The following is a 25,494-nucleotide window of genomic DNA, read 5'->3' as shown; positions in this document are numbered from 1 at the left end:
CTTGAAACAGTAGTGGAACCGCGCTGCGCGGGGACCACCGATCACCACGAACGACGAGGAACGGACTTCATGAACGACCAGCACGACCACGGAGCACTTGGCGACGCCGAGTACGCGGAGTTCATGGAGCTCGCCGCGGAAGAGGGCTTCGACATCGAGGAGGTCGAAGGCGCCCTCGGAGAGGCGGGCGCGGGCCCGCTGCCCGTCCTCGCCGTCGTCGGCCGCCCCAATGTCGGCAAGTCGACCCTGGTGAACCGGATCATCGGCCGCCGGGAGGCGGTCGTCGAGGACAAGCCCGGCGTCACCCGCGACCGTGTCACGTACGAGGCCGAATGGGCCGGGCGCCGCTTCAAGGTCGTCGACACCGGCGGCTGGGAGCAGGACGTCCTCGGCATCGACGCCTCCGTCGCCGCCCAGGCCGAGTACGCCATCGAGGCCGCCGACGCGGTCGTCTTCGTCGTCGACGCCAAGGTCGGCGCCACCGACACCGACGAGGCCGTCGTCCGGCTGCTGCGCCGGGCCGGCAAGCCCGTCGTCCTGTGCGCCAACAAGGTCGACGGCCAGAGCGGCGAGTCCGACGCGGCCTCCCTGTGGTCGCTGGGCCTCGGCATGCCGCACCCGGTCTCCTCGCTCCACGGCCGCGGCACCGGCGACATGCTCGACGCGGTGCTCGAAGCCCTGCCGGAGGCGCCCGAGCAGACCTTCGGCACCGCCGTGGGCGGTCCGCGCCGGATCGCGCTCATCGGCCGCCCGAACGTCGGCAAGTCCTCGCTGCTCAACAAGGTCGCGAAGGAGGACCGTGTCGTCGTCAACGAGATGGCCGGCACCACCCGCGACCCGGTCGACGAGCTGATCGAGCTCGGCGGAGTCACCTGGAAGTTCGTCGACACCGCGGGCATCCGCAAGCGCGTCCACCTCCAGCAGGGCGCCGACTACTACGCCTCCCTGCGCACGGCCGCCGCCGTCGAGAAGGCGGAGGTCGCGGTCATCCTGATCGACTCGACCGAGAACATCAGCGTCCAGGACCAGCGCATCATCACCATGGCCGTCGAGGCGGGCCGTGCGATCGTGATCGCGTACAACAAGTGGGACGAGCTCGACGAGGAGCGCCGTTACTACCTGGAACGCGAGATCGAGACCGAGATGCAGCAGGTCGCCTGGGCGCCCCGGGTGAACGTCTCGGCGCTCACCGGCCGCCACATGGAGAAGCTGGTCCCGGCCATCGAGGCGGCTCTGGACGGCTGGGAGACCCGTGTCCCCACCGGCCGGCTGAACGCCTTCCTCGGCGAGGTCGTCGCCGCCCACCCGCACCCGGTCCGTGGCGGCAAGCAGCCCCGCATCCTCTTCGGCACCCAGGCCGGCAGCAAGCCGCCGCGGTTCGTCCTCTTCGCCTCCGGCTTCCTGGAGCACGGCTACCGGCGCTTCATCGAGCGCCGGCTGCGCGAGGAGTTCGGCTTCGAGGGCACCCCGATCCACATCTCGGTGCGGGTGCGCGAGAAGCGCGGTTCCCAGCACAAGAAGAAGTAGGGCGCTCCGGGGTCAGGCGGCCCCGGCACACGCTCCGGGGTCAGTAGCCCCGGCGCGGAGCGGGCGGCAGGGCCGGCGGGACGTGGTGCGTCCCGTTCTGGTGCTGCCGCCCGTCGCCATGTCCGGGGCCGCCCGGAACCTGCCGGGGCTGCGCGTACGAGGGCTGCGGGAGCGGGGTGTACGAGGGCTGCCAGGGCTCGGGCTGCTGCCACGCGGAACCGCTCCGGCCGCCGTACCCGTACCCGCCGACGCCGTACGCGTGTCCGTACCCGCCACCGGCGTACGGGCTGCCGTACGAGAACCCCGCGAAGCCGAGGTCCTCCTCGCCGGTCCGGTCGCCCGGCAGGGTCCGGAAGGCGCGCAGGTACTCCGCGTACAGCTTGTCGAAGATGGGGGTGTGCGAGACGGCCGGGGCGCTGTCCCGGTCCCGTGCGGGGCGCATCGGGGTGAGGGAGCGCGGAGAGGACGGGGCGCGGGAGGAGTCGTATGCGTGCACGTATCAGCCAACGACACCAGGGCCCTGCGGATGCGGGGTGACGCGGGGAGAAAACGCAGATCGCCGGGGGTGCGCGGGACGGGCCGCGCACCCCCGGCGCATGCCCGCGGGGCCTCCTCGGCGGAGACCCGGCGGTCGCTTCGGCGGTGGTGGAGGGGATCAGGCGTTCGGCGTGCCCGCCAGGGGCATCGAGGCGGCCACGAGCTGGCCGCCCGCCGCCGCCTTGTCCAGCGCGTCGCGCAGCAGGTCCTCGCGGGGCTGCTGGCCGATGGAGCCGACGGGCGCGGCGTAGACCAGGACGCGCTGGGTCTTGTTGACGGCGGTCCGCCAGCCGTCGGTCACCGACAGCGCCTGGTGCGCCTGCCACCAGGCGACCGGTCCGCCGCCCTCGGCGCCCGGCTGGAGCACGGCGTGGAGCTGGCCGCCGGCGAGCAGCACCGACCAGCCGGACAGCGCGGAGGGCAGCTGGGCCGTGTCGGTGACCGGGACGAAGCCCTGCTCGATGAGGAGCGGCAGGAAGTCGTCACCGGGGCCGTCGCTGCCGGGGCGGGCGATGGGCGCGGTCGGCTCGACGACCAGGGCCGGGTGCAGATCGCCGCCGATCAGGACGAGGCCGCTGGTGATGCCGAGGACGGCCTGCCCGCCGGGGGTGTTCGGGCCGGGGGCGGCCTGCGGCACCGCGCCGGAGGCCGGGGCGGGGACGACGGCGGGGGCCGGGCCGTCGCCGGTGATGGTGCGGACGGCGCCCTGGAGCTGCTCCTCGGAGACGGTGACGACCTGCGAGGGGATGCAGCCCGCATGGGCGAAGGCGAGGACGGCGGTCTCCTCCCCGACGAACAGCACGGTGCTGGTGCGGTCCTTCTCGGGGTCGCCCGGGGTGCGGCAGGAGGTGCAGTCGTAACTGCGCGGCGCGTCGTCGCCGACGAGCAGCCTGTCGGCTTCTTCGTCACCGATCTCGGCACGTACCTCATCACTGACGTCGAGCATGCGCGGCACGGTGTGGCTCCTCGGACTAGACGACGGGCGGCCGGTGGACCGGTCCGTCTCGGCATACGGGCGGGGCCGGGCGGCTCCCGGCTCTCCGGGCTCAACGGGTGAGCGGCGGCCGGGGTCACGCCGTTTGAGGGAACGAAATCGAACCGGGCCCCCGCAGGGGTGAAACACGCGGCCGGAGCTTCGCTTTCGTGTCAACAACGCTCCGGTCCTGACCAGTTGATGTCTGTGGATGGCCGTTCGGTGCCCGGCTCCGCAGGTCGGCCGGCCGGGTGCGGAACGGAACGGAACGGGCCGGGCCGCGTGGCGGGCCGGGAGGCGCGGCGGGGCGCCGCGTACCGTGACCCGGTGCCCAACCTCCGGAACCGGCGGGCCGCACCGGCGGTCGCCGTGGCCGCACTGGTCCTCGTCCTCCCGCCGGGCGCGTCCGCCGCGCCGCCCCCGCCCGCGCCCGGTCCCGCGGGGGCCGCGCACCACCCCGGCTCGCCCGGTGTGCTGGGGAGCGGGCCCGGGGACTGCGGGCCGGGCGGGGAGTGGCCCTGGGACTGCGTGGCCGACTGCGAGAGCAGCGGACGGTGGTCGGTCAACACGGGCAACGGGTTCTACGGCGGGCTGCAGTTCTGGCAGCCGACCTGGGAGGAGTACGGCGGGCTGCGCTTCGCGCCCCGGGCCGACCTCGCGGCCCGCGAACAGCAGATCCGGGTCGCCGAGGACATCCTGCCCGTCCAGGGCTGGGACGCGTGGCCGGTGTGCTCGAAGCGGTACGGGCTGGCGGGGCGGATGCACGTGGTGCGGGAGGGCGACACGCTGGTCTCCGTCGCGGCCGGGCGCCGGGTGCGGGGCGGCCCGCGGGCGCTGTACGAGGCGAACCGGGCGCTGGTCGGACCGGACCCGGAGGCGCCGCTCAGGCCCGGCACGATGCTGACCCTCCCGCCCGCCTCCCCGGCACCTCAGGCCCCTCAGATCCCTTTGGCGCCTCAGTCCCCGACTCCGGCCGTCACCTCCCCGGCCCCGGCGACCGTCACTCCGGCCCCGGCCGTCACCTCCCCGGCTCCCTCCGGCACGCCTGCCGTCCCGGTCCCGGAGGTTCCGGCACCGGCGACCGCCACCCCGGTCCCGGCCGGCACCTCTCCGGCCGCTCGGCTGTGAGTTCGAAGTCGTGGAACCGGCCGGGCCCACCGAACGGATCGGGGCCGCGCGGGATCTCCTGGCACGTGCCGCGCGGTCCGCGGCAGTGAAGAAGACGTAAGGGAATCGAGGGGGTTCAGCGGGTCCGGCCGGTCCGTACCGACGGTCCCGGTCGGAAAGTCCGGCCGGAATTCACGGAAATCCGGCGGAAAATCGGCAGAATTCGCGCACGAGTTCTGCCGGTTCGGAAAGTAATTCCCCGTACCGCCTTCGGGGCCGGACGGCTGTCGACAATCCGTGACACAAGCGTGACCCGGGATGGACGAATGTCCGGGCGCGCCGCTGACGGCCGTCCGGGCGGGGGCCGGGGAACGCGCCGCGGCGGGCCCGGCCGGTGACCGGGCCCGCCGCGAGGCGTACGGGGTGAGGCGGTGCGGGGGTGGGGTGTGCGTACCGCCCCCGCGAGGGTGCGCCGGGTCAGCCGCCGCCGGCCGGGCGGGCCGCGGTGCCCCGCCCGGCGGCCCGCTCGGCGTGGGCCGGGCGGCGGCTGCCGTTCGGGGTGACCGGGGTCCGCTCGGAGCGGATCAGGTGCGGCCGGGCGGCGAGGTGCGCGGCCGGCCGGGGCGCCGGGGAGTGCGGGGCCGGGGCGCCGGGGCAGCCGGGGGCGCCGAGGCCCGGGACGGCGGGCGCGGCGGCGGGCTCCGGAGCGGCCTCACGGGCCGGCCGGAGCTGCCACTTGCCGCCCGCCGAGAGCAGCGGGGTGAGCACGGAGACGACCGGCGCGGGCATCCGCCCGGTCTCCGCGGCGCGGCGCAGCAGCGCGCGCAGGTCGAAGACGTACGCCTCGGCGCGGGCGATGAGCGGCTCGAACCAGGGCAGCGCCAGCAGGATCAGCAGCCCCGCGGACCAGCCGAGCAGCACATCGCTGACCCAGTGCGTCCCGAGGTACACCGTGGTGGCGCCGACGCTCAGCGAGACGACGGCGGAGACCACGGACAGCACCCGCCGGGTGACCACGGTGGAGGCCAGATAGGCCAGGATTCCCCAGGTCACGACGGCGTTGGCGGTGTGGCCGGAGGGAAATATATCGCCGCCCGCGAAGAGTTCGGCCGAGCCGATCTCGGTCGCGTAGTGCGGGCCGAGCCGGCCGAGGCCGAGCTTGACGGAACCGACGGTGACGTTGAGCAGCAGCAGCGCCACACCGAGGGTGATCAGCGGGCGCAGGGTGTGCTGCCGCCAGGAGCGCCAGCCGAGCCAGGCAGCCACCATGACCGCGGTGGGGCCGCGCTGGCCCAGGACGACGAGGTAGTCGAGGAAGGCGTGCAGCTGCGGCCACTGCTCGTAGGGGCGGAAGAACATGACCTGCCAGTCCAGCCGGACGAGCCAGGACGTGGTCAGGACGGCCACCACGATCGCGAGGTAGAAGGCGAGGGTCGACGCCAGGAGCACGACGCGGTGCCGGCTCATCCGCGGGGTCTGCAGATGGGCCGGTCGCTCTGGTTCCCGGTCCAGCCGGGCGAACACCCGCTCCAGACGGGTCAGGATTCGGTCGGTACGCACTCAATCGACGTTACCGCGCGTCGATGGCCGACCCGGGCGAATCACGGGCTTTGTGATGACCATGTGATGTGGAGTTGGTCTCACGCAGGACGTGGTTCCCGCTATTCCGGCAGTATTCCGGCGGCGGTCGAAGCGGACCCGATCCGGCGACCTGCCAATGATTTCGCATCCTTACCTTTATTTTATTGCCGCAGTCCAATTCTTTTTTCCGGAAGGAGAAAGGGAGTGGTGCATTCCGTTTTCCGGTGCCGGTCACCCGCCCCGGACCGGCGCCGCGGGAAGCCCTGCCGAGCCCTACGGCGGCCCCGAGCCGCCCAGCCAGAACGCCCCGTAGACCGCCGAGGCCAGCGCCACCGCGCCCAGCGTCAGCGCCGCCCGGCCGGTGCGCCACCGGGCCAGCCCCACCGCCACGGGCAGCATCAGCGGGAAGGCCGGCAGCAGCAGCCGGGGCTTGGAGCCGAAGTACCCCGAGGCGCACAGCGCCAGCGCCACCACGATCCCGGCGTACACGAGCAGCACGGCCGGCTGCCGCTGCCGTACGCAGAGCGCGTACAGCCACAGCACCAGGGCGACGCCCACGACCAGCCCGACCCCGGCCAGGAAGGCGGAGGAGGCCAGCTTCGCCCCGACGAAACGGGCGAAGGCCCAGCCGCCGTCGAAGCCGTTGCCCCAGCCGGCCTGCACGTCCAGGTAGCCGAACAGCCCGCCGCCCGTCCGCGCACCGACCCACAGCACGTACGCCCCGGCCCCCAGCGGAGCCAGCAGCGCGCCCGCCACCGCCCGCCACGACCGCTCCCCGCGCCGCAGCGCCAGTGCCACGGCCACCCACACCGCCACCACCACCGCGGCCCCGACCGGGCGGGTCAGCCCGGCTCCGGCCGCGAGCAGACCCGCCGTCAGCCACCGGCCGCGCAGGGCCCCGTGGAGCGCCCAGGCGGCCAGCGCCGTGAAGAGGGACTCGCTGTACGCCATGGACTGCACGATCCCGACGGGCAGCGCCGCCCAGGCCGCCACCGCCAGCACCCCCACCCGGCGGCCGTACAGGGAGTCCGCCACCGCGAAGATCCCCCAGGCCGCGGCGAGCCCCGCCACCGCCGAGACCACCAGCCCCGCCGAGCCGTGCGAGAGCCCGCTCCCCGCCGCCACCAGCCGCTCCAGCCAGGGCAGCAGCGGGAAGAAGGCCAGGTTCGAGTGGACGTCACCGTTGGGGAGGACCACCTCGTACCCGTACCCCCGCGCGGCGATCCGGGCGTACCAGAGGGAGTCCCAGCGGGCCGACAGCAGCGTGTGCGCGCTGGTCCCGGCCACCGCCGTCCACACCGCGAGCACGGTCAGCCCGAGCAGCCGGACCGCGGCGAAGACGGCCAGCGCGGGCGCGGCCCGGCGAAATCCAAGATCTTTCACAGGCATGATTATCGGTGGCGCGGGCCCACGGCCACGGCGGGAACCACGGGGTGTGAGCGCACGCGCACGCGGGGGAACCGGGAGGCGGGCCGAGTGGCGCACACCACACCGCGGGCGGCGCCGGGATGAGAGCTTGGCCACGTGTGGGACAGACGAACTCGCGTACGCTGACCGTCCACTCGCGTGTCGATGCCGGACCCCGTAGGACGCCGCACAGCACATCACCCCCGTGGCTCCACAAGACGCTGGTCCGCCGGGTGCGAGGGATCATCTGGGAGGTACATGCATGTCGGGGAAGAACGTGGCCGACGCCAGGACCCCTTCCCTCCGGCAGCGGATCGGCGCGGCCTCCGGCGGGGCCAACCGCTGGGTCGTCCTGGCGGTCCTCTGCGTCAGTCTGGTCCTCGTCGCGCTCGACGCGACGATCCTGCACGTCGCCGTCCCCGCCGTCACCGAGGACCTGCGCCCCGGCTCGATCGAACTCCTCTGGATCGTCGACGCCTACCCGCTGGTCTGCGCCGCGCTGCTGATCCTCTTCGGCACCCTCGGCGACCGGGTGGGCCGCCGCCGGATCCTCCTCCTCGGCTACGGGCTCTTCGGCGTCGCCTCGGCCATAGCGGCCTTCGCCGACGACGCCCAGCTCCTCATCGCCGCCCGCGCCCTGCTCGGCATCGGCGGCGCGATGATCATGCCCGCCACCCTGTCGATCCTGCGCCAGGTCTTCCCCGACCGGCGGGAACGGGCCCTGGCCATCGGCATCTGGACCGCTGTCGCCGCCATCGGCGCGGCCAGTGGACCCGTCCTCGGCGGCTTCCTCGTCCAGCACTACTGGTGGGGCTCGGTCTTCCTCATCAACATCCCGCTGATGGCCCTGATCCTGCCGCTGGGACGCTGGCTGCTGCCCGAGTCCAAGGGCTCCTCGGACGGCCCGTGGGACGTGCTCGGCGCGCTGATGGCCGCGGCCGGCGTGCTGGGCTCCGTGCTCGGCATCAAGCGGCTGGGCGCCGAACGGGACTTCCTCGACCCCCAGGCGCTGGCCCCGCTGGCGATCGGCGCGGCCCTGCTGATCCTCTTCGTCCGGCGGCAGAAACGCCGCGAGCACCCGCTGATCGACATGCGGATGTTCTCGCGGGCCGCCTTCTCCACCTCGGTCGGCTGCATCGTGCTGGCCATGCTGGCCCTGGTCGGCCTGGAGCTGATCGCCGTCCAGTACCTCCAGCTGGTGCTGCACCTGAGCCCGCTGGAGACCGGCCTGCGGCTGCTGCCGCTCACCTTCGCCGCGATGGCCGCGGGCGCCACCGGCTCCTACACGCTGTCCCGGACCGGGCCGCGCACGATGGTCTCGCTGGGCTTCCTGCTCACCGCCTTCGCCGTGCTGCTGCTGACGTTCATGGGTCTGGAGGACCGGCCCGTCCTGCTCACCGTCGGCTTCGTCCTGCTCGGCTTCGGACTCCAGACGACGCTGTTCGCCGCGTACGAGTCCATGCTCAGCGAGGCCCCGGCGGCCACCGCGGGTGGCGCCGCCTCGATCGGCGAGACCTCCTACCAGCTCGGCGCGGGCATGGGCATCGCCCTGCTCGGCAGCGTGATGAACGCGGCGTACGCGCCGGGGCTCGCGGGGGTGCCGGGGGTCTCGGAGGCGGAGTCCGCGGGCGCCGCCAACTCCCTCGGCGAGGCGTACCAGATCGCCGCCCGGCTCGGCGGTCCGGCGGGTGAGGCCCTGCACGCCGCGGCCCGCCACTCCTTCGTCCACGGGCTGCACGTCACGCTCGTGGTCAGCGCCGGGCTGCTGCTGGCCGGCGCCGTGATGGCACTGAAGCTGCCGAGGGCCATGGAGTGCGGCGACCCGGCCAAGGGCGACCCCGCCAACGGCGAGGCCGGGACCGAGGGCGAGGCCGAGATCCCGGGCCGGGGCACCGTACGGGTTCCCGCGCAGCCGGGCACGGCGACCGGCCCGTACCCCGCCGACGGGCCGTCCGCCCAGGGCCCCGGCGGGGCCGCCGCCCCGTGCGCCGCGACGTTCGCCTCCCCGGCCCAGGCGGACCCGTCCGCCGTCGGCCTTTCGCACCGCCCCCGCTGACCCCGCGCCCGCCCGCCGCCCGTACCCGTCGTGACGGCCGGTCCGTCGGGGCTCCGGCCCCCTTCCGCCCCGGTGGCGGTCCGTCAGGACGGGTCCTGGCGCCCGGACTCCGGCCGGGCGGGCCGGGTGTGGCCGGTGGGGAGGGGTGGACGCGGGGGGAGCCTGGCGTCTAGCGTCGGCGCGGCGGCGCACGCGACGCGCTGCCGGGTTCCGCCGGCCGGGCAGGCCGGGGACCCCGACCGTCCCAGGCCGCCGGGAGGCCCCGTGTCCGCGTTCCTGCCCCACGACCCGCTCGGCCTCGACGAGCTGCTCGGCCCCGAGGACCTCGCGATCCGCGACACCGTCCGGGACTGGGCCGCCGACCGGGTGCTCCCGTACGTCGCCGGGTGGTACGAGAGCGGCGAACTCCCCGGCATCCGCGAGCTGGCCCGCGAACTCGGCTCCCTCGGCGCGCTCGGCATGTCCCTGACGGGCTACGGGTGCGCGGGCGCCAGCGCCGTGCAGTACGGCCTCACCTGCCTGGAACTGGAGGCCGCCGACTCCGGCATCCGCTCGCTGGTCTCCGTACAGGGCTCCCTCGCCATGTACGCGATCTGGAAGTACGGCTCCGAGGAGCAGAAACGGCGCTGGCTGCCCGGCATGGCCGCCGGTGAGCTGATCGGCTGCTTCGGGCTGACCGAGCCCGACGCCGGCTCCGACCCCGCCGCGATGCGCACGTACGCGAAGCGCGAGGGCACCGACTGGGTGATCAACGGGCGCAAGATGTGGATCACCAACGGCTCGGTGGCGGCCGTCGCCGTGGTGTGGGCCCGGACCGACGAGGGGATCAGGGGCTTCGTCGTCCCCACCGGCAGTCCCGGTTTCAGCGCCCCCGAGATCACGCACAAGTGGTCGCTGCGCGCCTCGGTGACCAGCGAACTCGTGCTGGACGGCGTACGGCTGCCCGCGGACGCCGTCCTCCCGGGCGTCACCGGGCTCAAGGGGCCGCTCGGCTGTCTCAGCCACGCGCGGTACGGGATCATCTGGGGGTCGATGGGCGCGGCGCGCGCCAGTTTCGAGTCCGCGCTCGGGTACGCGAGGACGCGGGAGCAGTTCGGGAAGCCGATCGGCGGTTTCCAGCTCACCCAGGCCAAGCTCGCGGACATGGCGCTGGAGCTCCACAAGGGCCTCCTGCTCGCCCACCACCTGGGCCGGCGGATGGACGCGGGCACCCTGCGGCCGGAACAGATCAGCTTCGGCAAACTCAACAACGTCCGCGAGGCCATCGAGATCTGCCGGACCGCGCGGACCATCCTGGGCGCGAACGGGATCTCGCTCGAATACCCCGTCATGCGGCACGCCACCAACCTCGAATCGGTCCTCACCTACGAGGGCACCGTCGAGATGCACCAGCTGGTCCTGGGCAAGGCGCTCACCGGTCTGGACGCCTTCCGGTGAGGGTCCCCCAGCTACCGCTGGGAGGTGCCCCCGGACTCAGCTCTGGTTGAAGAAGTCACGGGAACGGCCGCCGGCCTCGCCGCTCACGATCTGGGTGTCGGCCGGGGTCAGCAGGAAGACCCTGGTGGCCACCCGCTCGATCGAGCCGTGCAGTCCGAAGGTCAGCCCGGCCGCGAAGTCGACCACGCGCTTCGCGTCGCCCGGGTCCATCGACGACAGGTTGACGATCACCGGGACGCCCTCGCGGAACAGCTCGCCGATGCCCCGCGCGTCACGGAAGCCGTCCGGGGTCACCGTCGCGATCCGCCGGCCCTGCTCGACGGCCGACTCGGAGGCCACCTTGACCCGCGCGTCGGTGACCCACTGCTCACCGCGGCCGGCCACCGAACCCTGGGCCGCCTCCGCGTAGTCGTCGTCGTAGTAACGCTCGTCGTTGTCCTCCACGAGACCCAGCCAGGCACTCGCCTTGCGTACCGAACCCATGGACGCCTCCTTTCACCGAGGTCAGTTGTCTTCGTATCCGCTGCCCCTATGGTCGTTCATCATGCTGACAACGCGCCAAGTGGATAGTCGCCGTGCAGGGGTTTCGTGACGGTACTGGTGCAGAACATCCGGTGCGCGGCCAAGGATTTCGGCGGCTACCGCTGCTGACTGAGTGAAAATACGACCACTGCTTCCGTACGGGTGACTGATTCAGCCGTACGAGTGAAGGGCATGGCTCGATGTGACGCCCGGGGGGTCCCTGTGCGGTGCACGGGGAGGGTGGGTCGTCATGGCTCATCCATTTTTGTCCGCATTGGTCGGAAGGGTGGGGGTGAGCCGGTGGCGCGGCCCGCTCCTGTGTACCCGGATGGGTGCTTCGGTCCGCCGTAACCCATTCGTGAGGGTTCGTCACCAATGGCGACAGGGTGAGCCGTAGCCGTGCTGACGCGGACCCGGTCCGGGCCCGTGCCGGCCTCCCGGCGGGCCACCGTCCGCCTCCGCCCGCCACGCGCCCGCCGCCCGTCCGCCGCGCGCGACGAGGGCCGCGGCCGGGGTGCCCGCACCCGCCGGGCGGGGCCGCACCGGTCCGCCCGCCACCCCCTACCGCGACCCCGGCCGGACGTCCACGCGGCGCCGCCGCGCCCGCCCCCTCCCCGGGGGCCGTGGCGGCCGAAGGCCCGTCGGACGGCGGCGGGACCGGACGGCGTACCGCGCGGTTCCCGCCCGGACCGGTGTGGAAGGGTTGACCGGCATGAGCGACGACCCCGCAGATCCCCTCGGCACCACAGCCCCCACCGGCCCCGAAGTCCCCGCCGGCCGCACGGCCTGGCAGGAGTGGCACGAGCACCGGGTGGCCATCGTGTCCGCCCCCGACGGCCCCCTCTCCCTCACCGGCACCCACTGGCTCGCCGACCACCCGGCAGGTCGAATTCCGGCCGTTCCGGGGCGCTGGCGCGCCACCGACGGCGGAGTGAGCCTGACCGCCGCCCCCGAGGACGGTCTGCGCCTCGACGACGAGCCCTTCACCGGGTCCGCCGTCCTCGCCGCCGACGAGGGCCCGCCCGCGCACTCCCGGCTCGCCGCGGGCGAGGTGAGGCTCGTCGTGATCCGGCGGGAAGGGGAGTGGGCGGTCCGCGTCTTCGACCCCGCCGCACCCGCCCGCCGCGCCTTCACCGGCATCGAGGCCACCCCGTACGACCCGGCCTTCGCCCTGCCGGGCCGCTTCCGGCCGTACGGCGGGGACCGGACCGTCCAGGTGGAGAACGCGGACGGGCGGGCGCGCGGGCTCGACCTCGGCGGCGAACTGGACTTCGCCTTCGAAGGCGTCGAGCACACCCTCCAGGTCGCCGTGGACGAGGTCGACGGCAGCCTCTGGGCCGTCTTCGGCGATGCCACCGGCGGGCGCACCAGCTACCGCTTCCGCTTCCTGCGGCCGGGCGTCCCGGCCCCGGACGGCTCGGTCACCGTCGACCTCAACCGGGCCCTGCTGCCGCCCTGCGCCTTCGCGGACCACTTCATCTGTCCCTTCCCACCCCCCGGGAACACCCTGCCGTTCGCGGTCGAGGCGGGTGAACGGAGGCTGAAAGGCGCCCTTGCTACCGGTATCTGACGCCAGCACACTCCCGTCAGTGCTTGTCAGGAGCACGGCGGGAATGCGTGCGCCCGCCATGCCCCCGACTGCGCCTCACGGGCCCGGGCACCCCACGAAGGCCGGGCCCCCCGACCCCTTCCTGGAGGACGAGAAGTGAGGATCAGAAGCATCACCCGTACCAGGCTGCTGGCCGTGACGACCGGGCTGGCCGCCATGGCCGCCCTCGCCGCGCCCACCGTGGCCACCGCAGACACCCCGAGCGGTGGCTTCAGCGCCGACCGGCTCGCCTCGGCCGGGGCATCCGTCCTGCGGGCCGACGTCGCCGGGACCGCCTGGCACACCGACCCCGTCAACGGGACCCTCGTGGTCACCGCGGACTCCACCGTCTCCGCCGCCGCCCTCGCGCGGATCACGCGCGAGGCCGGTCCCGACGCCGGGGCCCTGAGGATCGAGCGCACCCCGGGCAAGCTGACCAAACTGCTCACCGGCGGCGACGCCATCTACGCGACGAGCTGGCGCTGCTCGCTCGGCTTCAACGTCCGCAGCGGCAGTACGTACTACGTGCTCACCGCCGGGCACTGTACCGACGGCGCCGGCACCTGGTGGGCCAATTCCGCCCGCACCACCGTGATCGGCCCGACCGCCGGCACCAGCTTCCCGGTCAACGACTACGGCCTCGTCCGCTACGCCAGCAGCACCCCGGAGCCGCCGGGCACCGTCGGCGGCCAGGACATCACCAGCGCCGTCGACGCCACCAACGGCATGCAGGTCACCCGGCGCGGCTCGACCACCGGCACCCACAGCGGCCAGGTCACCGGCCTCAACGCCACCGTCAACTACGGCAACGGCGACGTCGTCTACGGCATGATCCGCACCAACGTCTGCGCCGAACCCGGTGACAGCGGCGGCCCGCTCTACTCGGGCTCCCGCGCGGTCGGCCTCACCTCCGGCGGCAGCGGCAACTGCTCCTCGGGCGGGACCACCTACTTCCAGCCCGTGGTCGAGGCCCTGAACGCCTACGGGGTCAGCGTCTACTGACCGTAGGCCCACGCGCCCCCGCCGCACCCCTGGACGTCCTCCCGCCTTCTGGGACGATGTCCAGGGGTGTTTCCCGGGGGAGGTTCCGCGTATGAAACGCATCGGCGTGACCGGACACCGGTCGATCCCCGGTGAGGCGCTCGGCCACGTGGAGAGGGGCCTGCGGGCCGTCCTGGCCGGGCAGGGCGGGCCGCTGGAGGCCTTCTCCAGCCTCGCCGAGGGAGCGGACCAGCTCTTCGCCGACATCGCCCTGGAGTGCGGCGCCGACCTCACCGCGGTGATCCCCAGCGGGGACTACGAGGACGGCTTCGCGGACGCCGGGGCCCTGGCCCACTACCGGTGGCTCAGGCACCGGGCCACCCAGGAGGTCCGGATGGACTTCGCCCGCTCCACCGACGAGGCGTACTACGCCGCCGGCACCTACATCGCCGACTCCTGCGACCGGCTCGTCGCCGTCTGGGACGGCCTGCCCGCCCGGGGACACGGCGGGACCGGCGAGATCGTCGCCTACGCGCGGGCGCTCGGGAAGCCCGTCACCGTCGTCTGGCGCGAGGGCGTGGCCCGCGACTGACCCGCGACCGGCCCGGCGCACGGCCGCGCCGCGACCGCCCCGCACGCGCCCCCGGCCCGCCCGCCGGGCCGCGCCACCCCGGCCGCCCGCCCGGCCCGCCGCGCACGGGCCCCCGTACGCGGCTCGTGCGCGGTCCGTGCGCGAGACCGTCCGTCAGCTGCTGTGCCGGGCCAGCCAGTCCGTGTGCTGCGGGGAGACGTACCGCTCGGTCTCGTAGACGGCGGACGGCCACTGGGCCTCGGTGACGGTCGTCTGCATCACCACCATCATCGCCGCCAGGTCCTGCTCGACCAGCGTGTGCGCCTCGATCAGCGGATGGTGGCGGCGCACCTCGTTCCAGGCGATCCCGGCCGCCGCCGCCGCGCTCAGCAGCCCCGTCAGCCCCGGTCCCGGACCCGACCCGAACGACCCCAGGAGCGCGAACAGCAGCGCCAGACAGGTCAGCGCCACGATCGTCCACGACCACAGCGCGGTCGCCCGCCGGGAGACCTCCGTCCGCCGCCGGTACCAGGTGCGCTGCTCGATCAGCCGGTCCCGGACGTACGTCTCCCGCCGGAGCCGGTAGCCCAGCCCGCGCAGCCGGCGCATCGCGGCGGTGATCTCACCGCCCGCCGGCACCGCCCCGCCGCGCGGGTCCTCCCAGCCCATCTTGCGCAGCTCGTCCAGACCCGCCTCCAGCCGCGCCCGGTACACCGCGTCCGGATCTGCGGCATCGCTGCCCAGCGGCGCCCCGTGCACCGCGTACCGCCAGGCCAGGGACTTGACGAACTCCGCCGCGCTGCGGTTGAGCTGCCACTGCGGACGGGCCCGGCGCCTGGTCGACCGCGCGCCCACGGCCAGCACCCCGGCGTACGCGGCCACGCTCACCAGCCCGAACAGGCGCGACGAGCCCAGCGCGGGCCCCGAGGGCAGGGCGGCGGCCCCGGCGGCCACCACCAGCAGCACCAGCTGCGCCCGCGTGGCCCGGGCCGACTCGCGCTGCCGGGAGATCGCCGCCCGGTCGGTGTGGTGGAAGAGCCCGGGCAGGTCCTCGTTGTGAAAGGTCATGCTGTCGGTCACAGCGCCCCCAGTCAGCTGTCGGGCCGCCCGTCGGCGGGCGGCCGGGGTGCGGACGGCCGGGCGGCGGGGAAACGCGCCCCACCGCCCGGTACGGATCACACCGCGAGCGGTTCCAGGTCCCGGTGGACCCGGCGCTCGTCGCGGGCGTAACGGGTCAGCCCGTGCTCCTCGCCGAGGAGCCTGGTCAGTTCGGCCACCGCCTCGGCGCGGACCCGGGCCGCCTCCTGCTCGTGGCCCAGCGCGTCCAGGCTGACCGCCATGTTCGAGGCGCTCGCCAGCGTCTCCGGGTGGTGCGCCCCCAGCGCCTCGCGCAGCCGCGCCACCGCGAGCCGCTCCAGTTCCAGGGCCCCCCGCGGATCACCCAGGGCGGCGAGGACGTTGGCCAGGTTGAGATCGGTGAAGACGGTGTGCGGGTGCTCGTCGCCGAGGACCTCCCGCATCAGGCGGACCGTTCGGCGCAGCATCGGCTCGGCCGCCCCCGCGTCCCCCGCGCCCCAGTGGAAGACCGCCAGGTTGTTGACCGCCGCCAGCGTGTACGGGTGCCGCTCGCCCGGCACCTTCACGTACTCGTCCACCACCTCCCGCGCCAGGTCCCGCGCCCCGTCCGGGTCACCGGTCGCGAACAGGTCCGAGGCCAGGTTCAGGTCGCAGGCCAGCAGGTCAGGGTTGACCGAGGTGTACTTGGCCCGGTAGCGGTTGCGGGTCGCCGTCGTCAGCCGCAGCGCGTCCTGGAGGTCCCCCGCCCGGCGCAGCGAGACCGCCAGGTTCTTCGCCGCCGACAGGGTGCCCGGGAAGGCCCGGCCCAGCGTCCGCTTGTAGATCTCGTACGTCCGGCCCAGCAACTGCACCGAATCGTCGTACCGGCCCACCTCGCGCAGGTCGCGGGCGAGGTTCTGCGCCGAGGACAGGGTGTACGGGTGCTCCGGCCCCAGCACCTCGGTGCGCCGGTCGAAGACCTCCTGGTCGATCTCCCGGGCCCGCGCGTACCGCCCGACCATCCGCAGGTTCAGGGCCAGGTTGTTCGCGGCGGCCAGGGTGCGCGGGTGCGCCTCGTGGAAGATCTGGCCGAACCCCTCGTGCGCGGCCGTCGCCAGCTCCATCGCCTCCCCGTAGCGGCCCATCGCGCCCAGGTCCATCGCCAGCCCGCTCGTGGTCATGTACGTGTGCGGGTGCGAGGGCCCCAGCGCGGCCCGCTGCCGCTCCAGGGTGACCTCGTCCAGCTCCATCGCCTCCACGAACCGGCCCTGCGAGCGCAGGATGTTGGAGAGGTGGAACCGCAGGTACAGGTACTGGAGGTCGTCGCCGCCGAGCGTCTCCTTCCAGTCCTCGCGCAGCTCCTCGCCGAGCTGGTGGGCGGCCTTGAAGTCGCCGCGCTTCCACAGGTACCGCACCCGGTCGATCAGGAGCCGGCGCGTCTCCGGCTCCTTGCAGAACCGGGCCTCCGAGGGCGCCAGGTGCGGCCAGATGGTGGTGAACCGGGGCCAGGTCTCCGGATTGTCGATCGGCTCGTCGTCGTCCGGCCGGGCACCCGCCAGGATGCGGTGCACCGCGTGCCGGGCCTCGCGCTGCTCCTCCTCGGAGAGCTGCGCCCGGATCACCGCCTGCACCAGCCGGTGCACCTGGATGCTGTTGCCGACCTGGTCGACCTTGGCCAGCGCGAACCGGCCGATCTCCCGGATCACCCGGCCGAGCACGAGCTTCTCCTGGAGGGAGGCGTCGTACGGCTTGAGGGCGTCGATCATCTCCTTGCTGTAGAGGAGGTTGGCCGAGATCGGCTCCGGCGCGAAGAAGGCGCACAGCTGGAGGAGGCGCACGGCCGCGGGGGAGCGGGACTGGAGCCGTTCGATGGACACGTTCCAGGTGGCGGCCACCGGCTCCGGATAGCCGGGCGGCTGGTTGAGCGCCAGGACCCGGGCGGCCTGCCGGGCGAGCTGCTCGATGTACGCCGGGACCGGGGTCGCGGTCTCCGCGATCCAGGCGCCCGCCTGCTCGACGGCCAGCGGCAGGTCCCCCACCGCGACGGCCACCTGCTCCGCGTCGTCCCCGGAGAGCCCGGGGGCCCGGCGCCGCAGGTGCTCCACGGACTCCTCGCGCAGGAACACGTCCACCGGGAGCGCGTCACCGTACTGCGACCAGGACTGGTTGCGGGAGGTCACCAGGACATGGCCCGGACCGCCCGGCGGGAAGTACCGCTTGAGCGACTCGGGGTCGTCGGCGTTGTCGAAGACCAGCAGCCAGCGCGCGGACGGCACCCCGCGCCGCAGCAGGTCGATCGCCTCCCGCGACGCGGCCGACATGTCCTCGCCGGTCTGCGCCCCCAGCCGTACGGCCAGCTCCGCGAGGGCGGCGACCACGTCGTCGGGCTGCTCCGAGGAGATCCACCACACCAGGTCGTAGTCGGCCATGAACCGGTGCACGTACTCCAGCGCCACCTGCGTCTTGCCCACACCGCCCAGCCCGTACAGCGTCTGCGGCTGCGGCAGCACCACGGCCATCCCGCCGCCGAGCCGGTCGCGCATCCGCTCCAGGACGATGCCGCGCCCGGTGAACCCCGGGTTGCGGGGCGGCGCGTTCCAGATCTTCGGGACCGTCCCCGGGAACCGCGGGCCGGGCCGGGCGCCGCCCGCGGGGTCGGGCAGGGCCGGCGCCCGCTCCACCGCCCGCAGCAGGGCGGCGGTGGCGTGCGCCTCGTCGAGGCGGAAGAGGTCCACCGGGTTCCGGTCGATGTAGGGCGTGGACAGCCGTACGTCGCCCACGCGCAGGGGGACCAGCCGGCGGCGGGCCCCGGTCGGGTCCTCGGCGGCCGTGCGCTCCCACACCTCCACGGCCCGCGCGGACTTGAGGTAGGCGCTGGAGAGCAGCACCACCGTCCGGGCGGCGGTGGTGTCGAGGCCGAGGCCCGCGCCGCCCAGGGTGGACCCGGCGGAGACCGCCCCGGGGACCGGCCCGGCGGAGACGTCCCTCGGCACGACCCGGAAACCGGCCCGGGTGAGCACCGACTCGATCCAGTCGGCCCACATCCGGTTCTCGGCGACGTAGCAGAGGAACAGGTCGGCGGGCAGGGCCGGACGGCGCCGGGTGAAGGCGTCCCGGATGCGCAGCCGCACCTCCTCGCCGACGGCCGGCATGGCGGTGACGGCGCCCTCGGTGACCACGGCGGTGAGCCGTTCGAAGGCGGAGAGCAGGGAGTTGGTGAGCCCGGCCTCGTCACCGAAGGTGGCCAGGGTCTCCTCGTAGGCGTAGTAGGGGCGGTACGGGATCTCCACCGCGCCCCAGTAGGAGGTCAGTTCGTCCCCGAGGAGCCCGCCGGGGAAACGGTCGAACTTGATCCGGGCCAGTGCCCGGCCCGCGTCGGCCTTCTCCTTCTCGCCCTCGTCGATGCGCATCGGGACCGGGTAGATCCGGATGCCCCGGCCGTGGAACCGCTCGTCGATCTGCCGGGCGACGGCGGCGGCGCCGTCGATGGACTGGTCGGAGAGGGTGAAGCAGTCGACCAGGACGTCCGGTAAGTGGACGGTGCAGATGTCCGCGATGTCGGAGAGCCCGGTCCGGCTGTCGATCAGGACGTAGTCGTAGGCGCTCTTCATGTCGGCGCGCAGGGCGTCGAAGAAGAGGCCGCCGCCGAGCCGGTCGTAGAAGTTGTCCCAGTCGAAGGTGGAGACGGTCGCGGAGTACTCGCGGTTCTGCCGGCCCGCCGAGACGAAGTCGAGGGTGCCGCCGTCCGGGAACTCCCAGCCCAGGGTCTCGGGGGTGAGCGAGACGGCGTGCGGCCGGATGCGCGCGTAGTCCTTGTGCCAGTCGCCCGCGCGCTGCGCCGGGCTGGTCGCCGCCCAGGCGTACTCGCCGATCAGGTCGATGATCCCGGTGGTGGCGCCGAGGGTGGAGGGGTCGAGGAAGGGGTGGAAGAACCGGTGCAGGCCCGGGGCCTCCAGGTCCCAGTCCACGGCCAGCACCCGCTTGCCGTTGGCGGCGAGTATCCAGGCGGTGTTGGCCAGCGCCATCGTGCGGCCCGTACCGCCCTTGTACGAGTAGAAGGTGATGATCTGTCCGTCACGGCTGTCACGGCTGTCGCGGTCGTCACCGCTGGTACGGCCTTCACGGTCGGCTGTCATCCGCGTCCCCCCGGTCGGTGTCGTCGTGGTCGCTCTGCGCCTCGGGCGGGAAGGGGGCCCGAGGGGGTGGCGCGGGCGGTCCGTCCATCCCCATCGGCCCCAGCAGCCGGGGCCGTTCGGTGGGCGTGCCGCTGGTCGGCGGGTACACCTGGGCGTGTCTGAGGAACTGCTGGGCGGCGGCCTCGACGACCTGCGGCAGGATCTGTCCGAGGGTCTCCATGTCGGCCACCCCGTTGGCGGCGGCCCGGCAGGCCGCCCGGCCCTGTCCCATCTTCACCGGCATGGTCTCCTCCAGCCGCTGGGCCAGCTCGCTCTCCTTGGACCGGCCCTGGTGGTCGGAGCGGTTCCACGGCACGACCACGTTGATCCACGGCCGGGACTCCTGGTCGAAGGCGGCCAGCCGCCGCCTGCGCCGCTCGTCCCGCACCGACCAGCGGTCGACGATCAGGATCTCCGGCCGGACCGGCGGCTGCTTGGTGTCGAAGGGACCGGTCTCGTCGTCGAAGGAGGCCAGCGTCGTCTGGTAGTTGAGGGAGCGCACCAGGTCCTCGGCGACGACGGCGACGGGCTTGCGGGAGGCCGGATGGTACGGGTTCCACTCCAGCGCGCTCTCCCCGTAGTACTCGGGGCTGCGGCCCTCCGGCAGATCGTGCCGGGAGGCCGCCGCCACCGTCACCTGGAGGGTGCGGGCGCCGCTGCCGGCGGGCCCGAAGGCGCTCGGCACCACCCGGTAGTCCACGGGCCGGATGGAGTCGAGGCGGACGGACTCGGCGACCCGCACGATCCGTTTGGCCAGCTCGTAGACGGCCCGCTCGTACTCCTCGGCGTAACTGCGGAGTTTGATCAGGCCGTAGAAGCCCTCGGTGACGTACCGCTCGCCGAAGGTGTTGTGGTTGAACTGCAGCCGTTCGGCGGGGAGCGGCAGTTGCGCGGGCGCGACCGGTACCCACAGCGCGGGCACGATCGCCTCGGCCGGCCGGTCGCTGACCGCGCTCTGCCGGATGGCGCGCTGTGCGAAGGCGAACCACTCCTTCCCGCACATCTGGCTGGCGAAGTACCGGCGCGAGAAGAGCGGGACGAAGACCCGGCAGGTGGCGAGCGCCGCCCCGAGCCGTTCGGACCAGCCCTCACCGCTGCGGATCTCCCGGTCCATGAACCCGGCGTCCGACCCGGCGGGCAGATCGGTCAGCGCCATGACATGGCTGCACAGGTCGCGGAAGAGGTGATCGACCCACATGTCGGGATCGGGACCGCCTGCTCCGAACCGTGGCGTATGCGCGTAACTGAGAAAGAAGTACGGCTGCACTGATGCGGGCACACGACCCCCGTCCCGAAAGGAATGCGAGCGAAGAACCATCATTTCCGGCAGCCGCCGCGCAGGACACCCCCGCGGTCCGGTCGGTCAGCGTCTGTTCCCGGCCATCCAGTCAAGAGCGTGACCGACGGCGTCCGGGACGGAGAAGAGCACGGCCGGGGCCCCTCCCACCCGCCCCCTGCGCAACCGGGGCTCCGGGAACGACCTGCCGATCTCCGGGAAATCGCCGTCGTCCAGCACGACGTCCTCGAACCCCCTCCACTCCTTCCCCCGCCGCCGCCCCGGAAGGTTCACCTTCACCACACACTCGTACATGCGCAAGGGGGGGTCGGGAATTCGGTACTCCGCGAGATGGAAAGCGGTACAGACCGAAAATCCCACATTGATCAGGAGTACCTGTCCCCCCTCCCGGCACAGCTTTCCCAGAGGGGAGTCCTCCCCCAGATGGCTTTCGAGCCGGTGCCCGGCGCAGAGCCGTTCCGCGTCCGCCCCGAGGGCGGCGAAGGAGGTCTGCGGATGGGCGCTGCGGACGGCCCCCGGAGCGGTGCGGACCGCCTCGGCGAGGACGCCCATGCCCTCGCTCGGGGTGCGCGCCGGGTCGAAGGCGGGCATCCGCGCGCGGAAGGCCCGCACCTGTGGCCCGGAGAGCCCGGCGATCCGCTCCAGGTGGGCGGTGGAGGTGGTGGAGTTCGCCGGGGTGAAGGCCGGGACCACCAGGGTGCCGTGCGGGCCGAGGGCCCCGAGCAGGGCGTCGCGCAGCGGCCCGGCGCGCAGTCCCGTCCCGGCGAGGGAGGCGTGCACCAGGAGCCGCGCCCCGGGCCGTACTCCGGGCAGCCGCAGCCGGACACCCGGCGCGGGGGCGCCGGCCGGGGCGGCAGGGGCCGTTGGGGCACTGGAGCCGGGCACGTTGGCCGGGGCTGCCGTGTTACCGGGGGCGGGTGAGGAGGCCGGGGTGTGGGGGAGAGCAGGGGCGAACGGGGCGGGAGGTGGGGCCGGGGCGCCGGGGGAGGCCGGGGGACTCATGCCCCGGCCTCCGTCAGCTCCCGGCGCAGCTCCGCCACCAGCCGCTTGCCGGTGACGGTCAGTTCGGCCGCGGCCGACAGCCGGTCCAGGGCGCGGTGCACCCGGTCCGCGCCCCCCGGTCCGGCGTCCCCCGTGGCCCGCAGGTACGCCTCCACCGCCACCTGCTCGTGCGCGTCGGCCAGCAGCCGCGACACCGGGACCGGGTGCTCCCGCCACGGCGACGGGTGCTGCCACTCGCCGTCCAGCGCGTACAGGTCGGCCACCTCGGTCAGCGCCCGGAGCCGGGCCCGGCGTCCCCCGGTCAGCAGCGCGAGCGCCGTCTCCCGGGTCCCGGCCGCGTACGGGACCCCCAGCGCCCCCGGCCCGTGCCGGCCCGCCTCGCCCCGGCCGCCCGAGCGGGGGCCGCCCGCCAGGGGGGTCAGCGTGGTCAGCCCGGCGGCGCCCGCCCGCGCCTGCGCCGGCACCGCCCCGCGCAGCAGCGCCCACGCCCCGGCCAGCCTGACCCGCCACTCCTCGGCCTCGCCCGCGCCGAGCCGCAGCCGGGGCGGGCGGGCGAAGCAGTTCCGGTACGGGTCGAGGTCCTCCAGGGCCACCGGGGCCGCGTCCGGGCCGGGCGACCAGCGCCGTACGGGCTGCCAGCGCGCGTCCCCCCGCGCGGGGCCGAACCGGTGCTCGGCGCGGCCGTCCCGTACCGCGTACCCCTCGTCGGTGGCGCGCAGCGCGGCCCGGCCGTCGGTACCGGGCTCCCCGAGCCGCAGCAGCCCCAGCGTCGGCAGGTACACCTCCCCGTCCCGGTAGAGCACCTCGGCGGGCAGTTCCAGCCCGCCCCGCAGCACGGCCGCGGCGGCCAGCGCCGTCAGCCTCCGTGCGGCGTGCCCGGCGTGCCCGGCGTCCCGGCGCCCCTCGCGCCCCGCGTCCAGGGCGGCCAGTACCCAGCTCCGGGTGAACGGGTGGTCCAGTACGGCGTCCAGCGCGTCCGCGCCCGCCTCCCCGGCCCGCTCCACCTCGGCCAGCAGCTCCCAGGCCCGCGCCCAGCCGGGCCCGGCCGCCAGGTCCGCGTGGAGCCGGGCCAGCAGGACGCGGGTCAGCTCCTGCTGGGACCGGGCGAGCGCGGCGGGATCGGTCAGCTCCGGGGCGGTCTCCCGCAGCGCCGTGCGGCCCTCGACCCCGTCCACCAGCTCGCGCAGGTCGGCGCAGTACACGGAGGGGTTGTCGAAGCCGTTGGTGCTCCGGTAGCGGTGCGTGTAGAGCCCGCCGCCGCACGAACGTACGACAGGGCAGGCGCGGCACGCGGCGCTGACACCGGCCAGGCCCAGCTGCCGGGCGCGCACCCCGGGATGGGCCGCGACCTCGTCGAAGGCGTGGTCGAAGACGTTGAAGCCGGTGGCCGCCGCCCCGTCGAAGGCGCTCTTGAGGGAGTCGGCCTGCTCCAGGCTCCCGTCGGTCTCGACCACGACGAGGTCGGTGGGGGTGAGGCCGAGGGACTCGGTGAGGCTGGGGCCGCCGCGCAGGGTGGAGAGCAGGGAGGAGAAGAGCCGTACGGGCACCGGGCGCTCCAGCCGCTCCCAGTGGTCGAAGACCCGCAGCAGCCAGCGCGCGTACGCGTCGGGCAGGCCGTCCGGGCGGGCCGGGGGCGTCTCCCAGGTGGAGTGGGGGAGGAGGAAGTCCACGCGCGGGGGGTCGAGTCCGACCAGCGCGTCCAGTACGGCGACGGGGTCGTTGGCCACGTCCACGGTGCAGAGCAGGCCCTGGTAGAGGTGGCGGTAGGGCTCGGAACGGAGCAGGGCGACGGCGGCCAGGACCAGCGGGTGGCTGGTGCGCCCGTCCGCGAAACGCCGGTGGCGGTCGTTGGCGGCGCGGTCCCCGTCGAGGGAGATGCCGACGCGGACGCCGTATTCGGCGAAGAGGTCGAGATGACGGGTTCCGAGCTGGAGCCCATTGGTGTGGATACGGAGATCGAGCGCGGCGGTGCCCGCGAGCGCGCGGGTGAATTCCTCGCACACGAGCCGGAGCCGTCCGGGGCCCGCGAGGAGGGGTTCTCCCCCGTGCAGGATCACCGTGACGGAAGGGAGCGCATGGGCGCGGGCGTGTTCGGCGAGCCGCGACGCGGTACGGGAAACGACCTCGGGCGAGATCACTTTCGGCCGGGCTCGCCAACTCTGGTCTGCGTGTTCGTAGACATAGCAATGATCACAGGCGAGATCGCATCTGCTGTGAACTTTCAGGACGATCTCGCGAAAAGCGATCAGGCCGGTCATTCCACCAGTCTAGAGCGCGTACTCCGGTCTCAGAGGGCGGAGTTGAAGAGGGGGGTCCCGGACGGGCGCCCGGATTCCGAGGGAAGGACGCGGCCGAGAGCCGTGACCGCGGACGCGCTGCGCACGTCGATCCGGTCGAGCGGGACCCGGGGGGTCTTGACCGTGGAGGCCGCGGGGGTTGCGGAAGTGTTCACGACACCGTCCTTGGGGAAGCCCATACGGAATGGGCAGGTGAATGACAACAGCGACATGCTGGTGTCAAGGGGCGACTTTACTCGGCCCCACCCCACCGGCAAGCTGGACATGACGCATGGTCAAGCGTTCTAGGGAAAGTGGCCGAGCGCTCCAGAAAGGCCCGGTCCTTTCCCTTGCCGTCCGCATTCGGCCGCCCGCCGGACAGCAAGATCCATTCCTCTGCCGGGCGCCCGGCACCGGTAACGGGCGTGCCGCCGCGCGTGCCGCCGGGCGCCCGGCGCGCCGGTCAGGCGGACCGCTGCCCGGCCGCCGCCACGGGTGTCTCCCGCAGCAGCCAGTTCAGTACGTCGGGCAGCGCGCGCAGGGCGGCGAAGTGCGCGGCGGCGGGTTCGATGGTGGTGGTGGCGCCCGGGATGCGGCGGGCCAGCCAGCGGGAGTGGCCCACGGGGGAGAACACGTCGAGTTCCCCGTGCCAGATCAGCACCGGGCAGCGGATCAGGGCGGGGTCGAAGCCCCAGGGGCGGCTGAAGGCGAGGGCGTCGTCGATCCAGCCGTACGCCGAGGTGCGCAGCCCCTCGCGGTAGTTCCGCAGCAGCATCGCCCGTAGACCGGCGTCCGAGACGATCATGCGGTCGTTGTCGGTCAGCTCCCGGCGCAGCTCGTCCAGGAGCCGTCCGGGGTCCCGGCGGATGCCGTCGGCGCGGGGGATCAGCCGGGCCGCGAGCCCCTCGGGGTCGGCGGAGGCGGCGGTGTACTCCCGTACGTTCGAGGCGGCCATGCCCGCGAACCAGTCCAGGTCCTCCGCGTCCCGGGGGGCCAGGCCCACCATGGCCGCCGTCCGGGTGACCCGGTCCGGGAGCAGGGCGGCGCAGGCCAGGGCGCCCGCGGCGCCGCCGGAGCGGCCGGCCACGGCGAAGGTGTCCAGGCCCAGGGCGTCGGCGACGGCGGCCACGTCCTGGGCCACGTCGGCGACGGTGCGGCCCGGGTGCCGGTCGGAGCCGCCGTAGCCGGGCCGGTCGTAGGCGATGAGCTGCATCCGGCGCTGGTAGAGGACCATGCCGCGGGGGGCCGGGCCCAGGCGGCTGCCGGGGGTGCCGTGGAGGAGGAGGACCGGCCTGCCCTCCGGGTCGCCCCAGCGCTCCACCGTCAGCGCGCGTCCGTCCGCGGTGCGGACCTGGTGGCCCATGGACCCCTCCCTCACGGCCGTGCGGGTCGTCGCTGCGA

General features: G+C 74.0%; 18 protein-coding genes and 1 pseudogene. 7 read left to right on the top strand and 12 right to left on the bottom strand.

All coding sequences use genetic code 11. From position 1 onward, the window contains the following. Positions 1 to 69 precede the first annotated feature (69 nt). Positions 70 to 1,527, top strand: a complete 1,458-nt coding sequence (gene der, locus ACIA5F_RS21615; protein WP_399355338.1) for a ribosome biogenesis GTPase Der — start codon at positions 70 to 72, stop codon at positions 1,525 to 1,527. Between the two features lie 40 nt (positions 1,528 to 1,567). Here the strand turns inward: der and ACIA5F_RS21610 are convergent, their stop codons facing one another. After that, a complete protein-coding gene (locus ACIA5F_RS21610; RefSeq protein ID WP_399355336.1) occupies positions 1,568 to 1,969 on the bottom strand; it encodes a hypothetical protein in 402 nt (133 codons plus the stop codon). Positions 1,970 to 2,182: 213 nt separating this feature from the next. Continuing rightward, positions 2,183 to 3,010, bottom strand: a complete 828-nt coding sequence (locus tag ACIA5F_RS21605; protein WP_399355334.1) for a hypothetical protein — start codon at positions 3,008 to 3,010, stop codon at positions 2,183 to 2,185. A gap of 354 nt (positions 3,011 to 3,364) precedes the next feature. On the opposite strand from ACIA5F_RS21605, the pseudogene ACIA5F_RS21600 reads away from it, so the two are divergent. Further along, positions 3,365 to 3,973: pseudogene (locus ACIA5F_RS21600) on the top strand (transglycosylase family protein); the annotation flags it as partial. 648 nt (positions 3,974 to 4,621) lie between these two features. Here ACIA5F_RS21600 and ACIA5F_RS21595 read toward each other — a convergent pair. Together ACIA5F_RS21595 and ACIA5F_RS21590 are read right to left on the bottom strand one after the other, a co-directional pair. Then, complete coding sequence (locus ACIA5F_RS21595) at positions 4,622 to 5,704, bottom strand: phosphatase PAP2 family protein (RefSeq protein ID WP_399355332.1); 1,083 nt, start codon at positions 5,702 to 5,704, stop codon at positions 4,622 to 4,624. A 294-nt stretch (positions 5,705 to 5,998) separates the two neighbouring features. Then, positions 5,999 to 7,114, bottom strand: a complete 1,116-nt coding sequence (locus ACIA5F_RS21590; RefSeq protein WP_399355330.1) for a glycosyltransferase family 39 protein — start codon at positions 7,112 to 7,114, stop codon at positions 5,999 to 6,001. 280 nt (positions 7,115 to 7,394) lie between these two features. Between ACIA5F_RS21590 and ACIA5F_RS21585 the strand changes: the two genes are divergently transcribed. Together ACIA5F_RS21585 and ACIA5F_RS21580 are read left to right on the top strand one after the other, a co-directional pair. Then, positions 7,395 to 9,188 carry an MFS transporter gene (locus ACIA5F_RS21585; protein ID WP_399355328.1) on the top strand — a complete coding sequence of 598 codons (1,794 nt, stop codon included), beginning with the start codon at positions 7,395 to 7,397 and terminating at the stop codon, positions 9,186 to 9,188. Between the two features lie 264 nt (positions 9,189 to 9,452). Next, positions 9,453 to 10,625: an acyl-CoA dehydrogenase family protein gene (locus ACIA5F_RS21580; protein ID WP_399355326.1), complete on the top strand. Its 1,173-nt coding sequence runs from the start codon at positions 9,453 to 9,455 to the stop codon at positions 10,623 to 10,625. 36 nt (positions 10,626 to 10,661) lie between these two features. Here ACIA5F_RS21580 and ACIA5F_RS21575 read toward each other — a convergent pair whose 3' ends face one another. After that, positions 10,662 to 11,108 (bottom strand): cell division protein SepF, encoded by a 447-nt coding sequence (locus ACIA5F_RS21575; protein WP_399355324.1) that lies wholly within the window; start codon positions 11,106 to 11,108, stop codon positions 10,662 to 10,664. 751 nt (positions 11,109 to 11,859) lie between these two features. Here ACIA5F_RS21575 and ACIA5F_RS21570 point away from each other — a divergent pair. The 3 genes from ACIA5F_RS21570 to ACIA5F_RS21560 all read left to right on the top strand — a co-directional run bounded on the left by ACIA5F_RS21570 (position 11,860) and on the right by ACIA5F_RS21560 (position 14,308). Further along, positions 11,860 to 12,717: a DUF1684 domain-containing protein gene (locus ACIA5F_RS21570; protein WP_399355322.1), complete on the top strand. Its 858-nt coding sequence runs from the start codon at positions 11,860 to 11,862 to the stop codon at positions 12,715 to 12,717. 195 nt (positions 12,718 to 12,912) lie between these two features. After that, complete coding sequence (locus ACIA5F_RS21565) at positions 12,913 to 13,737, top strand: S1 family peptidase (RefSeq protein ID WP_399355402.1); 825 nt, start codon at positions 12,913 to 12,915, stop codon at positions 13,735 to 13,737. Between the two features lie 91 nt (positions 13,738 to 13,828). Continuing rightward, entirely contained in the window at positions 13,829 to 14,308 is a 480-nt protein-coding gene (locus ACIA5F_RS21560; protein WP_399355320.1) for a hypothetical protein, read from the top strand. Positions 14,309 to 14,461: 153 nt separating this feature from the next. Here ACIA5F_RS21560 and ACIA5F_RS21555 read toward each other — a convergent pair whose 3' ends face one another. From ACIA5F_RS21555 to ACIA5F_RS21525, 7 genes are all read right to left on the bottom strand, one after another. Next, entirely contained in the window at positions 14,462 to 15,355 is an 894-nt protein-coding gene (locus tag ACIA5F_RS21555) for a DUF4231 domain-containing protein (protein WP_399355318.1), read from the bottom strand. A gap of 107 nt (positions 15,356 to 15,462) precedes the next feature. Next, a complete protein-coding gene (fxsT, locus tag ACIA5F_RS21550) occupies positions 15,463 to 19,479 on the bottom strand; it encodes an FxSxx-COOH system tetratricopeptide repeat protein (protein WP_399355316.1) in 4,017 nt (1,338 codons plus the stop codon). After that, the gene (locus ACIA5F_RS21545) at positions 19,463 to 20,836 is read right to left on the bottom strand and encodes a TIR-like protein FxsC (RefSeq protein WP_399355400.1); all 1,374 of its coding nucleotides are present in this window, start codon (positions 20,834 to 20,836) and stop codon (positions 19,463 to 19,465) included. The genes fxsT and ACIA5F_RS21545 overlap by 17 nt, the downstream gene beginning before the upstream one ends. 45 nt (positions 20,837 to 20,881) lie before the next feature. Continuing rightward, complete coding sequence (locus tag ACIA5F_RS21540) at positions 20,882 to 21,817, bottom strand: aminoglycoside N(3)-acetyltransferase (protein ID WP_399355314.1); 936 nt, start codon at positions 21,815 to 21,817, stop codon at positions 20,882 to 20,884. Next, the gene (gene fxsBH / locus ACIA5F_RS21535; RefSeq protein WP_399355311.1) at positions 21,814 to 24,075 is read right to left on the bottom strand and encodes a radical SAM/SPASM protein FxsBH, inactivated beta-hydroxylase extension form; all 2,262 of its coding nucleotides are present in this window, start codon (positions 24,073 to 24,075) and stop codon (positions 21,814 to 21,816) included. Before fxsBH ends, ACIA5F_RS21540 begins: the two co-directional genes overlap by 4 nt. Positions 24,076 to 24,104: 29 nt before the next feature. Continuing rightward, positions 24,105 to 24,269, bottom strand: a complete 165-nt coding sequence (gene fxsA / locus ACIA5F_RS21530) for an FxSxx-COOH cyclophane-containing RiPP peptide (protein ID WP_399355309.1) — start codon at positions 24,267 to 24,269, stop codon at positions 24,105 to 24,107. A 287-nt stretch (positions 24,270 to 24,556) separates the two neighbouring features. Then, positions 24,557 to 25,456 carry an alpha/beta fold hydrolase gene (locus tag ACIA5F_RS21525; RefSeq protein ID WP_399355307.1) on the bottom strand — a complete coding sequence of 300 codons (900 nt, stop codon included), beginning with the start codon at positions 25,454 to 25,456 and terminating at the stop codon, positions 24,557 to 24,559. Positions 25,457 to 25,494 lie beyond the last annotated feature (38 nt).

Source organism: Streptomyces sp. NPDC051567 (assembly GCF_044454165.1).
GTDB lineage: Bacteria > Actinomycetota > Actinomycetes > Streptomycetales > Streptomycetaceae > Streptomyces.
Note: the sequence above shows the minus strand (reverse complement) of the source record. Positions and strands in the feature narration are given on the sequence as shown.